Source organism: Vibrio sp. B183 (assembly GCF_000740665.1).
Taxonomy (GTDB): Bacteria; Pseudomonadota; Gammaproteobacteria; order Enterobacterales; family Vibrionaceae; genus Vibrio; species Vibrio coralliilyticus.
Map to the genome: position 1 here is coordinate 56,651 of NZ_JPQB01000003.1, position 16,664 is coordinate 73,314.

Annotated in this window: 15 protein-coding genes; 13 read left to right on the top strand and 2 right to left on the bottom strand. The window is 46.5% G+C overall.

The features are described from left to right. Window positions 1-2,100 (top strand): exodeoxyribonuclease V subunit alpha, encoded by a 2,100-nt coding sequence (gene recD, locus IX95_RS02180; RefSeq protein WP_038156417.1) that lies wholly within the window; start codon window positions 1-3, stop codon window positions 2,098-2,100. A gap of 29 nt (window positions 2,101-2,129) precedes the next feature. Here the strand turns inward: recD and IX95_RS02185 are convergent, their stop codons facing one another. Next, window positions 2,130-2,309, bottom strand: coding sequence for a hypothetical protein (locus IX95_RS02185; RefSeq protein ID WP_006959721.1), 180 nt, complete (start codon window positions 2,307-2,309; stop codon window positions 2,130-2,132). Window positions 2,310-2,563: 254 nt separating this feature from the next. Then, entirely contained in the window at window positions 2,564-3,901 is a 1,338-nt protein-coding gene (gene argA / locus IX95_RS02190; RefSeq protein WP_021458436.1) for an amino-acid N-acetyltransferase, read from the bottom strand. Window positions 3,902-4,146: 245 nt separating this feature from the next. Here argA and IX95_RS02195 point away from each other — a divergent pair, with 245 nt between their 5' ends. The 12 genes from IX95_RS02195 (at window position 4,147) to IX95_RS02250 (ending at window position 16,496) form a co-directional block, all read left to right on the top strand. After that, window positions 4,147-4,536, top strand: coding sequence for a DUF2850 domain-containing protein (locus IX95_RS02195; RefSeq protein ID WP_038156421.1), 390 nt, complete (start codon window positions 4,147-4,149; stop codon window positions 4,534-4,536). Window positions 4,537-4,604: 68 nt separating this feature from the next. Continuing rightward, window positions 4,605-5,708 carry a murein transglycosylase A gene (gene mltA / locus IX95_RS02200; protein ID WP_038156424.1) on the top strand — a complete coding sequence of 368 codons (1,104 nt, stop codon included), beginning with the start codon at window positions 4,605-4,607 and terminating at the stop codon, window positions 5,706-5,708. Window positions 5,709-5,795: 87 nt separating this feature from the next. Beyond that, a complete protein-coding gene (gene tcdA / locus IX95_RS02205) occupies window positions 5,796-6,605 on the top strand; it encodes a tRNA cyclic N6-threonylcarbamoyladenosine(37) synthase TcdA (RefSeq protein ID WP_038156426.1) in 810 nt (269 codons plus the stop codon). 17 nt (window positions 6,606-6,622) lie between these two features. Further along, entirely contained in the window at window positions 6,623-7,051 is a 429-nt protein-coding gene (gene csdE, locus IX95_RS02210; protein ID WP_038156428.1) for a cysteine desulfurase sulfur acceptor subunit CsdE, read from the top strand. 162 nt (window positions 7,052-7,213) lie between these two features. After that, window positions 7,214-8,338: a bifunctional tRNA (adenosine(37)-C2)-methyltransferase TrmG/ribosomal RNA large subunit methyltransferase RlmN gene (locus IX95_RS02215; protein WP_006959710.1), complete on the top strand. Its 1,125-nt coding sequence runs from the start codon at window positions 7,214-7,216 to the stop codon at window positions 8,336-8,338. 323 nt (window positions 8,339-8,661) lie between these two features. After that, on the top strand, window positions 8,662-9,654 hold the full coding sequence (gene rodZ, locus IX95_RS02220; protein WP_038156429.1) for a cytoskeleton protein RodZ: 993 nt from the start codon (window positions 8,662-8,664) through the stop codon (window positions 9,652-9,654). An 8-nt stretch (window positions 9,655-9,662) separates the two neighbouring features. Further along, a complete protein-coding gene (ispG, locus tag IX95_RS02225) occupies window positions 9,663-10,781 on the top strand; it encodes a flavodoxin-dependent (E)-4-hydroxy-3-methylbut-2-enyl-diphosphate synthase (RefSeq protein ID WP_019274159.1) in 1,119 nt (372 codons plus the stop codon). A 31-nt stretch (window positions 10,782-10,812) separates the two neighbouring features. Then, window positions 10,813-12,081: a histidine--tRNA ligase gene (gene hisS / locus IX95_RS02230; RefSeq protein WP_006959704.1), complete on the top strand. Its 1,269-nt coding sequence runs from the start codon at window positions 10,813-10,815 to the stop codon at window positions 12,079-12,081. Between the two features lie 61 nt (window positions 12,082-12,142). After that, window positions 12,143-12,757, top strand: coding sequence for a YfgM family protein (locus IX95_RS02235; protein ID WP_038156430.1), 615 nt, complete (start codon window positions 12,143-12,145; stop codon window positions 12,755-12,757). Window positions 12,758-12,768: 11 nt separating this feature from the next. Next, on the top strand, window positions 12,769-13,929 hold the full coding sequence (gene bamB / locus IX95_RS02240) for an outer membrane protein assembly factor BamB (protein ID WP_038156433.1): 1,161 nt from the start codon (window positions 12,769-12,771) through the stop codon (window positions 13,927-13,929). 155 nt (window positions 13,930-14,084) lie between these two features. Next, the gene (gene der / locus IX95_RS02245) at window positions 14,085-15,572 is read left to right on the top strand and encodes a ribosome biogenesis GTPase Der (protein ID WP_006959698.1); all 1,488 of its coding nucleotides are present in this window, start codon (window positions 14,085-14,087) and stop codon (window positions 15,570-15,572) included. A 57-nt stretch (window positions 15,573-15,629) separates the two neighbouring features. Continuing rightward, window positions 15,630-16,496 (top strand): metal-dependent hydrolase, encoded by an 867-nt coding sequence (locus IX95_RS02250; protein ID WP_038156436.1) that lies wholly within the window; start codon window positions 15,630-15,632, stop codon window positions 16,494-16,496. The last annotated feature ends 168 nt before the right edge of the window (window positions 16,497-16,664 follow it).

Below are 16,664 nucleotides of genomic sequence, written 5' to 3' on the forward strand. Positions count from 1 at the left end.
ATGCAAGATCTCTTTTCGCGTCTTCAGCCTCTGGCGAGCAAAGGTTCAATCCGACAGATTGATTATCAGTTTGCTCGTTTTATTCTTGCTCAAAGTAAAGATGATTACGTTGCTTTTATTGCGGCAATCCTCAGCTGCGAGTTAGGTAAGGGGCATATTTGCTTACCACTGTTTGACAGTTACGGACAGCCTGTGGATTTGGCAGCTAAATTGGGGCTGTTTGGTGATGCAGCTATCGGGCTAAATCAAATGCTACAAAAGGCAGATTGGCCATCACTACTTCAGGCTTCATCTTTGGTCGGGGAGCAAGGGCAGACATCGCCAATGATTTTTGACGGTGAGCGACTTTACCTGCATCGCTATTGGCATTACGAAGTTGTATTGGCAAATCGCTTGAACAGCTTTGGGTCACCTATGATTCTAAAGCCTACTGATGCTCAAAAACTGACAGAGTTGCTGAATCATCTGTTCGCCAGAAACTATCGCTATCTCTATACTGCTCTGGCCTCCGCGCAATCTGATGGGAGTTCGACACAGGTACATAGACAGCAGCTAGTCTGCGATCATCTTGATGTAGTGAGCAGCGAACAGCTCGATTGGCCTACCATAGACCAAAAGCTCCTTGGTGCGACCAAAATAGAGAATTTGAACGTACTGGATCAACTGGTACCCGTGTCGGTTTGTGTTAACTGGCAAAAGGTAGCGGCAGCTGTGGCATTGACGCGACGCTTTGCGGTGATTTCTGGTGGGCCGGGTACCGGAAAAACCACCACAGTGACGAAATTACTTGCCGCTCTGATCACTCAGGCTCAGCAAGCTGGCGATGTTCCGGTGATTAAGCTCGTCGCTCCGACAGGTAAAGCGGCTGCGCGCCTGACGGAATCTATCGGTAAGGCGGTAGCAGAATTGCCTGTTGAACCTGCGCTGAAAGAGCAAATCCCAACCGATGCCAGCACTTTGCATCGCTTGCTAGGAGCGGTGCCAAACAGCGTTGAATTTCGTCACAACCAGTACAATCCACTTCACCTTGATATCTTAGTGGTGGATGAAGCCTCTATGGTGGATCTACCTATGATGTACAAGCTGGTTGATGCACTGCCTAAACATGCCCGTTTGATACTGCTCGGTGATAAAGATCAGCTCGCGTCGGTGGAAGCTGGGGCTGTGCTGGGGGACATTTGCTCCTTTTACCAACGAGGTTACAGCGCCGCTCACGCTGGTGTGATTGCTCAGCTTACTGGTTACCAGACACTTGCCCACTCCTCCAATACCGCGGTGACTATTGCTGATAGTTTGTGCATGCTGCAAAAGAGCTACCGATTTGATGCCCGCTCAGGTATCGGACAATTAGCGAAAGCGATCAATTCCGGCTCAATGCAAAAAGTCGATTGGGTCTGGCAGCGAGATTTCGAAGACATAGCGAGATTTCCTATTGATGGTCAGCACTACAGTCAGATGATTCAAACATTGGCACAGGAATACAGCCATTATTTAAAGCGAATCGGACAAGTGGTGGTGGATCCCAACACTGAACAACCGGAAACCACTCATCAGCGTGCAAAAGATGCGCTGCAGCTGTTCGCAAAATGTCGTTTGCTGTGTGCCGTTCGAGAAGGAGATTTTGGCATCTCAGGACTTAATCAACGCATAGAGCGAGCATTAAACGCACGTAAAATGATTCAGGTTCAGGACGGGGTTTGGTATCACGGAAGGCCCGTTATGGTGGTACGTAACGATCACGCATTGGGTTTGTACAATGGTGATATTGGCCTTTGTTTACGTGATAACTCGGACGGAGTTGAGCGACTGAAGGTGTTTTTCGAACTTCCCGATGGCTCGGTTAAAGCTGTGCTTCCAAGCCGAGTACCAGAGCATGAAACAGCCTACGCGATGACGATTCACAAATCACAGGGTAGTGAATTTGAGCACACCTTGATGATATTGCCACCGGAATTTACGCCAATTCTGACTCGTGAGCTTATCTACACGGGCATTACACGTGCAAAGCAAAAATTGAGTTTATATGTGGATGACAGAGTGTTGGCGCGAGGGGTGAAGATCAGGACTGAGAGAGCGAGTGGCTTGGTAAACCGTTTATAACAATTACCATCCGTGGCTATTGAGAGAAGTTATTGAATTGCCTGGCTGAAAGAGATACTGCGGATGCCGTACTTCTGCTGGTAGTTCAATATAAATGCTTTTAAACCCTTACTGACAGGAAAGACGCAGTGGACGTCTAGCCCTTCCAGAAGTTCGTTATCAGCCATATCCCAGAAACTCTGGATCGAGTTACAGATGATGGTTTTCATCGGTCATTTGCTCTTAGTGACGTTGTTATCTACCTCAAGCAATCCGTGCGACTTACCAGGCTTAGGTGCCTGTAAGTTGAAGACGAGTCCAATCGGGCTCCCCTTTTTCCCGTAGCGGGTTATTAGGGAGCTCGAATTTTAACCAGTTAATGCGACAAAATAAAGCGGAAAAATTGATCTAAATAGTGATAACAGCGTTTCAGTGATGAGACAGGACAAAGAAACTGCCTAGCTCTTTGTCTTATCACTATGCATTACAGTTCAATCGCTAGAATCTTCGATTTTCTTTGGTAGTTGTAGAGGTTTTGCTTTTGCGAAGGAAGAAAATCAACAGACATTTCATAGAAGCCTTGTTCGCGGAACCAATGTAGGCTGCGTGTCGTCAGAACGAAAATATGCTTAATCCCCTGAGCCTTCGATTGTAATTTTATATGGTTGAGCAGCAAGACGCCACGATTACCATCACGGTATTCTGGATGAATGGCGACGCACGCCATCTCAGCCATTTTTTCCTGAGTGTATGGGTAAAGCGCTGCACAGCCGATGATCAGGCCATCTTTTTCGATGATGGTGAACTGATGAATCTCTTGTTCAAGCTGCTCGCGAGATCGCCTCACCAGTACGCGCTGTTCTTCGAGAGGACGAATTAAATCTAGTATCCCGCCAATATCGTCGATGTCAGCCTGGCGAACTTGCTCAGCACTCGCTCTTACGATTTGAGTACCAATACCATCTAAGGAGAACAACTCCTGAATCAAGGCGCCATCGACTTTATAACTCACCAAATGGCTGCGTGGGACGCCTGCTCGACAGGCGGTTGTGGCTGCACGCAGAAAGCGGATAGTACCCGAGGCACTGTCTTCGCTATTGTCGCTGTCTTGTTCAAGTTTTTCGAGAAACTGCTCTGCTTCACGCGGGAAGAGCTCAGCAACAGCATTTCCATTCTCATCAATGACCCCTTGTTCCGAACAAAAGCCAATTAACTTGTCAGCATGTAATTTGAGTGCAACTTGAGTTGCAACTTCTTCGGATAAAAGGTTGAAGGATTCACCGGTTACTGAGCTGGCAATTGGGCCAAGTAGCACTATGGAGCCTTGATCGAGTGTACGGTTGATGCCTTCGACATCAATTCGACGAATTCGACCACTGTGACAGTAATCAACCCCATCATCGATACCAAGTGGTTGTGCAATGACAAAGTTACCGCTCACGACGTTAAGCTGAGTACCGGCCATTGGCGTATTGCCCAGACTCATCGACAGCTGGGCTGTAATGGCTAACTGAAGTTGTCCTGCGGCTTGCATGACGATATCTAGGCTAGTTTCATCGGTAATACGAACGCCTTTGTGATAGGGCGTATCATGTTGGAATCGGTCCAGAATTCGATTGATTTGCGGGCGCGCACCATGGACGAGGACGATCTTGACCCCTAGGCTATGAAGCAGAGCCAGATCGCTGATAATATTAGCAAAATTGTTATCAGCAACCGCTTCGCCACCCAGCATGATGACCATGGTTTTGCCACGGTGGGCATTCACGTAAGGGGCCGATTGGCGGAAGCCTTTGACTAAAGCGGTATTACGAATCTTCACTATTTATCCAACAAAGATGAATTTATATGTGATTATATTGCAATTTTATTCCCTTGGCGGCAAGGGCTTTTTGGGAGAGAGCGCCAAAAAACGTATCAACTCAATAGCTGGAGATATTTTTGAATGTTATAGGTGTGGTGGGAACCATACTTATTTCTAGCAAAGTTAAGTAATTAGGCTAACACTTAACTTAATAAATAAACTTATCATTAGCTGGTTAATGAAGTTCAAAGTAGGCGTCAAATTTGAAGAAAAAGAAATTGTTAGAGCGTGGAGTATTGATTGCTGCTGTTGTGCTGGCCGTAGCTGCCATCTTTGTATCCAAAGTGCTCTACGACCGATATCAGGATATTACGCATCCTAATTCAATGGTTTATGGAACGTGGGTCGAACAGGGTGTGGCGCCTTACTCTGCAGACCGCTTCGTGCTCAATGAAACCGGTGTGGTGATTGACGGTGGTGTGGTTAACACGCGTTACCGCTTTAATGGGAGCTATGTTGAATTTCAGGTGGGCGAAGAAAAGCGTCGTTACCAAATTCTTAATCAAGGCTTCAGCCAGATGAGACTGATTTCTGAACCGCATTATCAGCCTATTTATCAATTGTCAGAAAAGTCCAAAAATAACATTCGTTAACGTCTATCTGATTGCGCTAACCGTTTGAGTTTGTCATCCTTTATTACAGGCTTGAAAGGAATAAACCTGTGTTCAAAAAATATCTTCCAATTGTGGCAGCCAGTGTTCTCTTTGGCTGTGCACAACCGCACGATCGTGCTCAACAATATCTTGATGGTGAATTTAATTCGATTCTGAATAAAACCGCAGTTGTAGAATCGGACAAACCACGGGATTTCACTGAATTTACCAAACAGTCTCAACAAGTCGTTGAAAACTCACCTTCTATGGCTCGGGTTTATCAGCCTTTGTATGAAAAGCTCAATGAATGGGTATTACAGAGTGGTGATCCTGCGCAGTTAGCTGACTTTGGCATTCAAACTGCCCAGCTAGGCGGCGGTGATAAGCAAGGTAACGTCTTGTTTACCGGCTATTTCTCACCGGTGATGGAATTGCGCCATGAACCGAATGAAACCTACAAATACCCTGTCTATGGCAAACCAGAGTGTGAGGCTGACTGCCCGACGCGCGCTCAAATTTATGGTGGCGCATTAGAAGGGCAAGGGCTGGAATTAGGCTATGCGGCGAATATGATCGACCCATTCCTGATGGAAGTGCAGGGCAGTGGCTTTGTTCATTTTGAAGATGACGATACGCTGGAGTATTTTGCCTACGGTGGGAAAAACAACAAAGCTTACGTCAGCATTGGTAAGGTGTTGATTGAGCGAGACCAAGTCCCACGTGAAAAAATGTCGCTGAAAGCAATCAAAGGATGGGTGTTGGCAAATGATGAAGCGACTGTTCGTGAGTTGCTTGAACAAAATCCATCTTACGTGTTCTTTGAGCCCAGAGCGGACGCTCCGGTAACAGGTACAGCTGGGATCCCGTTACTGCCAATGGCATCTGTGGCGGGTGACCGTTCGATTTTCCCTATGGGAACACCTATTCTTGCTGAAGTGCCATTGCTCAATGCCGACGGCACTTGGAGTGGTGCACATCAGTTACGCCTACTGATTGTTCTCGATACCGGTGGTGCAGTGAAGCAAAATCACCTCGATTTATACCATGGTATGGGGCCGAGAGCAGGTACTGAGGCGGGCCACTATAAGCACTTTGGGCGAGTCTGGAAGTTGGGGCTGGAAAACTCGTCAACTCAGGCGCCTTGGGCATTGCCTCCCGAGAAGTTACAATAGCTTTTTCTCATCTAGACTTTTTAATAAAGAGTGCGTATAAATCGCACTCTTTATTTTTGTACCATCACTCGGCGGAAGAACAGCACCATGCGCGAACTTGATACTCCTGCTTCAGACAACTACAACCAACGCTTCGGCGGCACTCGTCGTCTTTATGGCAATAGCGAAGTGGAGATCCTTCGTGCTGCGCACGTTTGTGTGATCGGCATTGGCGGCGTAGGCTCCTGGGCGGTTGAAGCATTGGCTCGTACAGGCATCGGTGAGTTGACCTTGATTGATATGGATGATGTCTGTGTTACTAACATCAACCGTCAGATCCATGCCATGAGCGGTACGGTTGGGCAGAGTAAGATCGAAGTGATGGCCGAACGCGTCAAGCTCATCAATCCAGAGTGCAAAGTTAATCTGATTGATGACTTTATTACGCCAGACAACCAGCACGAATATCTGTCAAAAGAGTTTGATTACGTGCTTGATGCAATCGACAGCGTGAAAGCGAAAGCTTCATTGCTGGCGTATTGTCGTAGCAACAGGATTAAAGTGATTACTACCGGCGGTGCGGGTGGGCAAGTTGATCCAACCCAGATCCAAGTTGCTGACCTGACCAAAACCATCCAAGATCCATTGGCGAAAAAAATCAAAGATACTTTGCGTCGTCACCACAATTTCCCCAAGAATCCGCAGCGTAAATTTGGCATTGAGTGTGTATTTTCAACGGAACAACTGAAATACCCTCAGCCAGACGGCAGCGTATGTGGTGTAAAATCGACAGCGGAAGGGCCAAAACGTATGGACTGCGCCAGTGGATTTGGAGCGGCAACGGTCGTTACCGCAACATTCGGCTTTGTGGCGGTTTCGCGCATTGTCGAGAAGCTGATTCAGAAATACCGTAAATAGTTCGTTTGGAGATTCTTATGTCCTCATTCCCACAGTCACCTTTTGGCACTGATATTCAAGCAGAAGACATCGTTACGACTATGCAAGGCTTTAAAGGCTGGGAAGACCGTTACCGTCAGGTTATTCAGTGGGGAAAGAAACTTCCTGCGATGCCTGATGAGCTGAAGTCTGAACAAGTCACGGTTTCTGGCTGTGAAAGCCAGGTTTGGCTGGTGAGTGAAAACCTTGATGGTGTGTGGCACTTTTGCGCCGACTCCGACGCACGTATTGTGCGAGGCCTCATTGCGCTCGTTATGGCGGCTTATGATGGCAAAACCAGCGCAGAAATTCAGGCATTCAATATTGATGAGTACTTTGAAAAATTGGGTCTCATTGCCCATCTCAGCCCATCACGAGGCAATGGTTTAAAAGCGATTGTTGAACAGATAAAACAAGTCTCCCGCTAACCGCAACCCGCCGATTTGGCGGGTTGATTGTTTCTGTATAAAATTTAATCACTGAGATATTAATGCCTTAAAAAATACAGGGTGTTAGACCTCTTGTTGTCGTTGAATAAAGGCTGTACAATTCGCGCCCTTAATTAATGTTACGTCGTTTCGTGAGGCCACATGACCACTGAAAAAATCAATCTACTCGACTTTGATCGCCAAGGAATGCGCAAGTTTTTTGCTGAAGAGCTTGGTGAAAAAGCATTTCGTGCCGAGCAGGTGATGAAGTGGATCTACCATTTTGGTGTCGATGACTTCGAGAAGATGACCAACATTAACAAGAAGCTGCGTGAGAAATTGATCCATCGGTGTGAGATTAAAGCCCCTGTGGTGGCGGAAGCTCAACACTCTTCAGACGGCACAATTAAGTGGGCGATGAAGGTTGGCGACCAGGACGTAGAAACGGTTTATATTCCTGAAGATGATCGTGCGACTTTGTGTGTGTCGTCTCAGGTTGGTTGTGCATTGGAATGTAAGTTCTGTTCAACCGCTCAGCAAGGCTTTAACCGTAATCTGAAAGTCTCTGAGATTATTGGTCAGGTATGGCGTGCAGCACGTGAAATCGGTTTGGAAAAAGAGACAGGCCGTCGTCCTATCACTAACGTTGTGATGATGGGCATGGGGGAGCCACTGCTAAACATGAAAAACCTGATCCCAGCATTGGAATTGATGTTGGATGATCTAGGTTTTGGTCTATCTAAACGTCGCGTCACGGTATCGACTTCTGGTGTGGTATCGGGTCTGGATCAAATGACAGGTCAAATTGATGTCGCGTTAGCGATTTCTCTTCACGCACCAAACGACAAGCTGCGCAGTGAAATCATGCCAATTAATGACCGTTGGGATATTCAAGATTTCTTAGCATCTGTGCGTCGTTACATCGCTTCTTCTAATGCGAACCGCGGTAAAGTGACCGTGGAATACGTGCTACTGGACCATGTAAACGATGATATGGATCATGCGCGTGAATTGGCTGAGCTGATGAAAGATACGCCGTGTAAGATTAACCTGATTCCGTTTAACCCTTATCCGGGCTCTCCTTACAAAAAACCAAGCAACTCACGCATTGACCGTTTCCAGAAAACATTAATGCAATATGAGCATACAGTGACGGTTCGTAAAACACGTGGTGATGATATTGATGCCGCATGTGGTCAGTTGGTTGGTGATGTGATTGACCGTACTAAACGCACCGCGATGATTCGTGCCGCTAAAGGTGACACTATCGCAGTAAAAGCAGTTTAATTGAGTGTTTTGACGACAAAGCCAGGGCTCAGCTCTGGCTTTTTTGTAAATTGGTGTTGCTAAATGATGTCAAAATCAGGAAAAACCTTGAGCTGCTTGTAATTTATGCGCCTTTTCTATGTTGTTTCATCTCTGATATCTATTAGAATTAAACTTTAGTGCTTTAGAGGTAATACCTCTGCGATTGAGTGAAGTACTTTTATGCAATTTGGTGAGGCAATATCCTCAAAAATTTTGGATTTTGAACAAAACCAGCACAACTAACGAAAAACGATAAACGTGCGATTGGCTCAGAATCCCCTGAAAAGAGACGTTAAAACATTATGAGTGTTGAACAGCAAACACCAGTACAAGAAAAGAATAAAATCGAAGCGGGTACGATTTTAAAACAAAAACGCGAAGAGCTCGGCCTGACGCAGCAACAAGTGGCGGATCGACTACGTTTGCGTCGCTCCATCATTGAAAACATCGAATTGAATCAATTTGAAAGTGAACAGGTGGCGACCTTTACTCGTGGTTACCTACGCTCTTATGCACGTGTCGTGGGCATTAAAGAATCTGTGGTGTTGTGCGCATTAGATGATTGCGGTGAAGCGCAGTACGAAGAGCATGAGATGCAAAGCTTTTCGCAGAAGACCAATAAAGAAAAACACGATAGCCGCATTATGACTCTGACATGGGGCATTTTTGCCATTATTGTCGGTATCTCTTCCGTTTGGTGGTGGCAAAACCAAGAAAACAGCGCAGTTGAACTGACCACTGCAACGGAACAAGAAATGAAAATCGAGCAAGAGCTGGCTGAAAACAATGAGCTAGATTTTGCTGCGGTCGAGCCAAGCCTGATTAATGAATCACCAGAGGGCCAGCAAGTGGTTGAACAGCCACTTGAAGAGGTCACTACTCCGGTTGAAACAGCAACGGCTGAGCCTGAAATCGTTGAGCAGCCAACTGAAGTTGTCCAAGAAACTACTGAGCCTGCTGAACCTGAAGTCGTCACGGAGCAAGTCACTGAACCGGTTGTTGTCGCTGAGCAGAACCAACCAGAGAAAGAAACCGAAAATTCTTCTGAACCCGTTGTCGCCAACCTCTTAGAAATGTCTTTCAGCGATGACTGTTGGATTCAGGTGAAAGATGCGACAGGTAAAACATTGGCGACAGGTATTAAGAAAGCCGGTCAGGATTTACAAGTGAGCGGTGAAAGGCCTTATAACGTGATTTTGGGTGCCCCAGAAAACGTTTCAATGACATTATCAAGTGAACCTGTCGACCTTTCTGGGTATACTTCAGGCAAAGTAGCAAGATTCACCTTACCTTAGAAATAAATATGCAACACGAATCTCCTATCAAACGTCGCCCATCGACTCGTATTTACGTGGGCGATGTGCCTATTGGTGACGGTGCTCCGATTGCAGTGCAGTCGATGACTAACACCAGAACAACAGACGTCGAAGCGACTGTTGCACAAATAAAATCACTGGAAAATGTCGGTGCTGATATCGTTCGCGTGTCAGTTCCTACTATGGATGCGGCTGAAGCCTTTAAGCAAATTAAGCAGCAGGTCAACATTCCGCTGGTGGCTGATATTCACTTTGACTACCGTATCGCGCTGAAAGTTGCTGAATACGGTGTTGACTGTTTGCGTATCAACCCGGGTAATATCGGTAACGAAGATCGTATCCGTTCAGTCGTTGATTGCGCGCGCGATAAGAATATTCCTATCCGTATTGGTGTGAATGGCGGCTCTCTGGAAAAAGATATCCAGATGAAGTACGGCGAACCAACGCCTGAGGCGCTGGTAGAGTCTGCAATGCGTCATGTTGATATTCTGGATCGTCTTAACTTTGACCAGTTTAAAGTCAGTGTAAAGGCGTCAGATGTTTTCCTTGCTGTCGATTCGTATCGCTTGTTGGCGAAGAAAATCGATCAGCCACTTCACTTAGGTATTACCGAAGCGGGCGGCGCTCGTGCAGGTTCTGTGAAGTCTGCGGTTGGTCTGGGTATGCTATTGGCAGAAGGTATCGGTGATACGCTGCGTATTTCTCTGGCAGCTAACCCGGTTGAAGAGATCAAAGTTGGCTTTGATATTCTTAAATCTCTGCGTATTCGCTCCCGTGGTATCAACTTCATTGCTTGCCCAAGCTGTTCACGTCAGGAATTTGATGTGATTAGCACGGTTAACGCGTTAGAAGAGCGTCTTGAAGACATCATTACTCCGATGGACGTGTCTATCATCGGTTGTGTCGTCAATGGCCCGGGTGAAGCAGAAGTCTCTCACCTCGGTCTTGCTGGCAGCAACAAGAAAAGCGCATTCTATGAAGACGGTAAACGTCAGAAAGAGCGTTTCGACAATAACGACCTTGTTGACCAGCTAGAAGCTAAAATTCGTGCAAAAGCTTCAACATTAGATGAAGCGAACCGCATCGACGTAAAAGTAAAAGATTAATCTCAACGTAACCAAAATTACGGTAAATATTGTGGCAAAGAAAATCCAAGCAATTCGAGGCATGAACGACTGCCTTCCAACTCAATCACCACTGTGGCAAAAACTTGAAAACGCAGTGAAGAATGTAATCAGCGCATACGGTTACAGCGAAGTGCGCATGCCAATCGTTGAGATGACTCATCTATTTAGCCGTGCTATCGGTGAAGTCACGGATGTGGTTGAAAAGGAGATGTACACCTTTGACGATCGCAATGGTGACAGCCTGACTCTTCGTCCGGAAGGGACTGCTGGTTGTGTACGCTCTTGTATTGAGAACAGCCTGATTGACCGCTCTGAACAGCGTCTATGGTACATGGGGCCAATGTTCCGTCATGAACGTCCACAGAAAGGCCGCTACCGTCAATTCCACCAGTGTGGTGTAGAAGTGTTTGGTCTAGATGGTCCAGATGTCGATGCTGAACTTATTATGATGACAGCACGTCTGTGGCGTGAGTTGGGTATTGATAAGCACGTTCGTCTTGAGCTGAACTCTATCGGTTCTCTAGAAGACCGTGCTAACTACCGCACAGCTTTGATTGCCTTCCTTGAGCAACACATCGATGTTCTGGATGATGACTGCAAACGTCGTATGCACACAAACCCGCTGCGCGTTTTGGATACTAAGAACCCTGACGTTCAGGCGATCCTTGGTGATGCGCCACGTCTTTCAGATTATCTTGGTGAAGAGTCCAAACAACATTTTGCTGGTCTTTGTGAACTTCTTGACGCTGCAGGTATCGAATACACAGTAAATGAGCGTCTGGTTCGTGGCCTTGATTACTACAACCGCACGGTATTTGAGTGGATCACGGAAAGCTTAGGGGCTCAAGGCACAGTATGTGGCGGTGGCCGTTATGACGGTCTAGTCGAACAGTTGGGCGGTAAAGCAACGCCAGCTGTCGGTTTCGCAATGGGTCTTGAGCGTCTAGTTCTTATGCTAGAAACACTAGAACTGACAGATGTTCGCCGCTCTGTTGATGTCTACATGGTTACTGCGGGCGAAGGCACTATGATGGCGGGCATGAAGCTGGCAGAGCTGCTACGTGAGCAAGTTCCTGGCATTCGTGTGATGAACCATTTCGGTGGTGGCAACTTTAAGAAACAATTTAAGCGTGCCGACAAGGTGGGTGCAGCAGTGGCGCTGGTTCTTGGTGAGAACGAAGTAGCAGATAACACTGTGGTACTGAAAGACCTGATTGGCGGTACTCAAGAAACTTACGGCCAAGCAGACGTTGCAGCTAAGCTGGCAGAGTTGGTTTAAACGCATTCAAATTTGAAGTGGTGATTCTAGTCACCACTTTTTAGATTTAAGAGGACAGGAAGTGGAACTCTACGATACTGAAGAACAACAAGTAGAAGCGATCAAAGATTGGTGGAAAGAAAACGGTAAAGCGGTCATTTTCGGCGCGGTTATAGGTCTGGGTGGCCTATTTGGTTGGCGCTACTACCAAGATTCAGTGACAGCAGCTCAGGAAGCTGCGTCTGAAAGTTATACCAAGGCTGTTCAGGAACTGGCGGCCAAAGGTGCTGAAGGCGAAGGTGCGGTTCAGAGCTTTATTGATGGTAACAAAGAGACTCAGTATGCAGTCCTTGCAGCTCTCCAACTAGCGAAAGTGCAGGTTGAAGCGGGCAGCTTAGATGAAGCACTAGCGCAGCTTGAGTGGGCAAAAACAGCGACTGAAGACCAAGCACTAATTTCTGTTATTTCTTTCCGTCTTGCTCGCTTGAAAGCAGAACAGGGTGAATTTGATGCGGCTGTTTCTGAACTAGCTGCAATTAATGATGAAAGCTGGGCTGGACGTGTTGCTGAGCTGAAGGGGGATATCCTTCTTCGTAAAGGTGACGCGGAAGGTGCGTACGCAGCTTATACTGAAGCACAGCAAGCGGATGATGCAAGTCAGACTATACAAATGAAACTGGACGACCTGGCGAAGTAATGGTGCTGTGCATGAATAAAATGCTGAAGAAAGCCCTCACTGCGGCGGCCATTTTGGGTGTTTTGGCTGGCTGTGCCAGTGAAGAAGATACCATTATCATGGCGCCAGTGCCTCAGGTTGACAGTGAATTCACTCCGAAGAGTGAATGGAGTGCCAGTGTTGGTGATGGCGTATCAAACTACTTCTCTAAATTGTCTCCTGAATACGCTTATGACAAAGTCTTTGTTGCAAGCCGTGAAGGTATTGTGAAGGCACTGAGTCCTGAAAATGGCAGTACCTTGTGGCAACAAGATCTTGAACAGAATGTTCCCGCTCGCTTATCTGGTGGCATCACTGCAGGTTATAGCCAAATTTTTATTGGTAGTGAAAACGGTCAGGTGATTGCGCTGAACGAAGAAACTGGTGAAGTTAACTGGCGTGTAGATGTTGAAGGTGAAGTGCTAGCGGCACCTGCGACGGAAAGCAACTTAGTTATTGTTCACACTGCAACGGGTATGTTGATTGCTCTGGATCAGGCAACCGGTGATACCAAGTGGACCATCAGCACAGAAGTGCCAAGTCTGACTCTGCGCGGTAACAGCGCTCCTGTGACGGTATCTGGCGGTGTATTCTGGGGAACAGCGAATGGTCGTCTAGCGGCTGCGATTGCAGAGCGTGGTCAACTGATTTGGCAACAACCTATCGGTACGCCACAAGGAGCAACAGAAATCGATCGTCTAGTCGACGTTGATGCTTCTCCACTGGTTCTTGGTAGCACACTGTATATTGTTGGTTATAACGGTCAGTTGACCGCTATTGATCTGCGCTCGGGTAAGTCAGTCTGGAAGCGTAAATACTCGTCATCTACTGATCTTGCCAGCGATGGTGGTCGTCTGTTTGTTGTGACAGATAAAGATTATCTGGTTGCCGTTGATGCACGCAGTGGCACAGAGCTTTGGAGTAACGAGCAACTTGAACACCGTCTATTGACCGCACCGGCACTCATTGATGGCTATGTGGTTGTGGGCGATAGCGAAGGTTATCTGCATTGGCTTGACCGAGATACTGGCGAATTTGTTGCACAGCAGCAAATCAGCAGCAGCGGTTTCGCAGTTGCGCCAATTAGTGTGCCAGATGGCTACATTGCAGTAACACGTAATGGCGATGTAAAGAAACTGAGCATTACCAAGTAATCGTGTGATATAATTCACATTCGGCTCCTGGCTGGTAACAGTTGGGAGCCGTTTTATTGGATAGAACAAAAGAAAATCTGTAGTTATAGGTAAACACTGGTATTGGGATTAGTCATTACCTATAACTACATAGAAAGTATATTGTAGAGGTTGTTATGGTACCTGTTGTTGCTCTGGTAGGGCGTCCAAACGTTGGTAAATCAACGTTGTTTAATCGACTGACTCGCACGCGTGACGCATTAGTCGCGGACTTCCCTGGCTTAACTCGTGACCGTAAATATGGCCAAGCTAAGCTTGGTGAACACGAATTTATTGTTATTGACACTGGTGGTATCGACGGTACTGAAGAAGGTGTTGAAACTAAAATGGCTGAACAGTCGCTTGCGGCGATTGATGAAGCTGATGTTGTACTGTTTATGGTGGATGGCCGTGCCGGTCTAACTCCATCGGACATCGCGATTTCTAATCACCTGCGTAAGATTGAAAAGCCTTCAATGCTTGTCGTTAACAAAGTTGATGGCATTGATGCGGATGCAGCTTCGGCTGACTTCTGGCAGCTAGGCGTTGAAAGCATGTACCAGATTGCTGCGGCACATGGCCGTGGTGTGGGTGCATTGATCGACCGCGCACTAAACCCATTTGCTGAGAAAATGGCGGAAGAAGCACGAGGTGAAATCGAAGATCTGACAGACTTCATTGACGAAGATGAAGAGAAGCTTGATTACACTGAAGAAGAAGCAGAAGCGGAATTTAAGCGTCTTCAAGATCAACCAATCAAATTGGCGATTATCGGTCGTCCAAATGTTGGTAAATCGACGCTAACCAACCGCATCCTTGGGGAAGAGCGTGTAGTTGTGTATGACATGCCGGGCACGACTCGTGACTCTATCTACATTCCGATGGAGCGAGACGGTCGAGAGTATGTTCTTATCGATACTGCGGGTGTCCGTCGTCGTAAGCGTATCAACGAAACAGTAGAGAAGTTCTCCGTTGTTAAGACTTTGAAAGCGGTAGAAGATGCTAACGTTGTACTGCTTGTTATCGATGCACGTGAAAACATCTCAGACCAAGATCTTAGCCTGCTTGGCTTTGCATTGAACGCAGGTCGTTCGATTGTCATTGCCGTTAACAAGTGGGATGGCTTGGATATGGACGTTAAAGAGCACGTTAAGAAAGAACTTGATCGTCGTCTTGGCTTTGTTGACTTCGCTCGTATTCACTTTATTTCTGCTCTTCACGGTACTGGTGTTGGCCACTTGTTCGAATCAGTTCAGGAAGCATATAAGTCAGCGACCACTCGTGTGGGCACTTCGGTTCTGACTCGTATCATGAAAATGGCGACCGAAGATCACCAGCCACCATTGGTTCGTGGTCGTCGCGTGAAGCTGAAATATGCACACGCAGGCGGTTATAACCCACCAATTGTGGTGATTCACGGTAATCAGGTTAATGAACTGCCGGATTCTTACAAGCGCTATCTGATGAACTATTACCGTAAGTCATTAGAGATCATGGGCACGCCAATTCGAATTCAATTCCAAAACAGCGATAACCCATTTGAAGGCAAGTCAAATAAGATGACCCTGTCTCAAGAGCGTAAACGTAAGCGCTTGATGAGCATGATGAAAAACCGCAAAAAATAATATAGAACACAAAAAGCGCCTTTAAATAAGGGCGCTTTTTTTATACAGGATAGCTAGATGTCTGTTACACCTACAATTACACGCTTTTGTCACGATACGTGGCAGCTTACTTCTCAGGTTCAACGCGTTGAATTGGGACAAGATTACCTTTACCTCATCACCGAAATGACCCCATTCCATCCCGTAAGTCATATCTGGCCTGATCATCCAGCGGATAAAGGAACCATTGACGGTCACGTGGTGATTGATTGTTTGGTTGGCGCTGTTGAACTCAGCAGTCATGAGCTCTACGTTGGCAGTGCAATCCCAGTCAAACGCGATGAAGAAGGATGGGCATTTGTTGTTGTGCATTGCCTAGATAAATCGGTCACAGGCCTTGTGGCTCAGCAGGAGGTCACACTCGTTGTAGACAAACCGTATCAGCAAGCACTGAGTCGGGGACACAGCGCTGGGCATATCGCCTATTTGGCGCTTAACAAAGTGTTAGTGGAAAATGGTTACTGGCGCAAAGAGGCAGATCGTAAAGACCCACACGGCTACTACGACTTTAACAGCTATGCCCAAGAGACAAGCTTTGTGAGTGAAGATAAGTGTATCGATACATACCGTCTTGGCAAAACACTGCGCAAGCGAGGGCTAAACAGTGCAGACATGCTGGCTGATTTAGAAAAGATACAATCCTGGGTTAACCAGCAGATAGCACAATGGTTAACTGTCGATGCTGATATCGAGATAAAATGCTGTGGCGATGCGTTAACAGATTCACGTTATTGGCGATGTGATCTTGGAGAACAGAACCTTGCTGAAATCCCTTGCGGTGGTACACATGCTAAAAACCTCAATGAATACAAAGGCATTGTGGTTAATTTGATTCAAATTGATGCGCAAAATATTGAAATGCACACTAATGTAATCGCGGCATAATTAGAATGCGATCATTTTATTAAATTCTAAATACCTGAATTTTTGCGTTTGATTTGGGTTTTAATCTTGTTTTAAATTCAAAAACAGCACATGTAACTTATGCTTTCGGTGTGTGGTTATATAAATATTCTTTTGAGGGGTGATCGCTGATCAAAATGGATTTAGCCG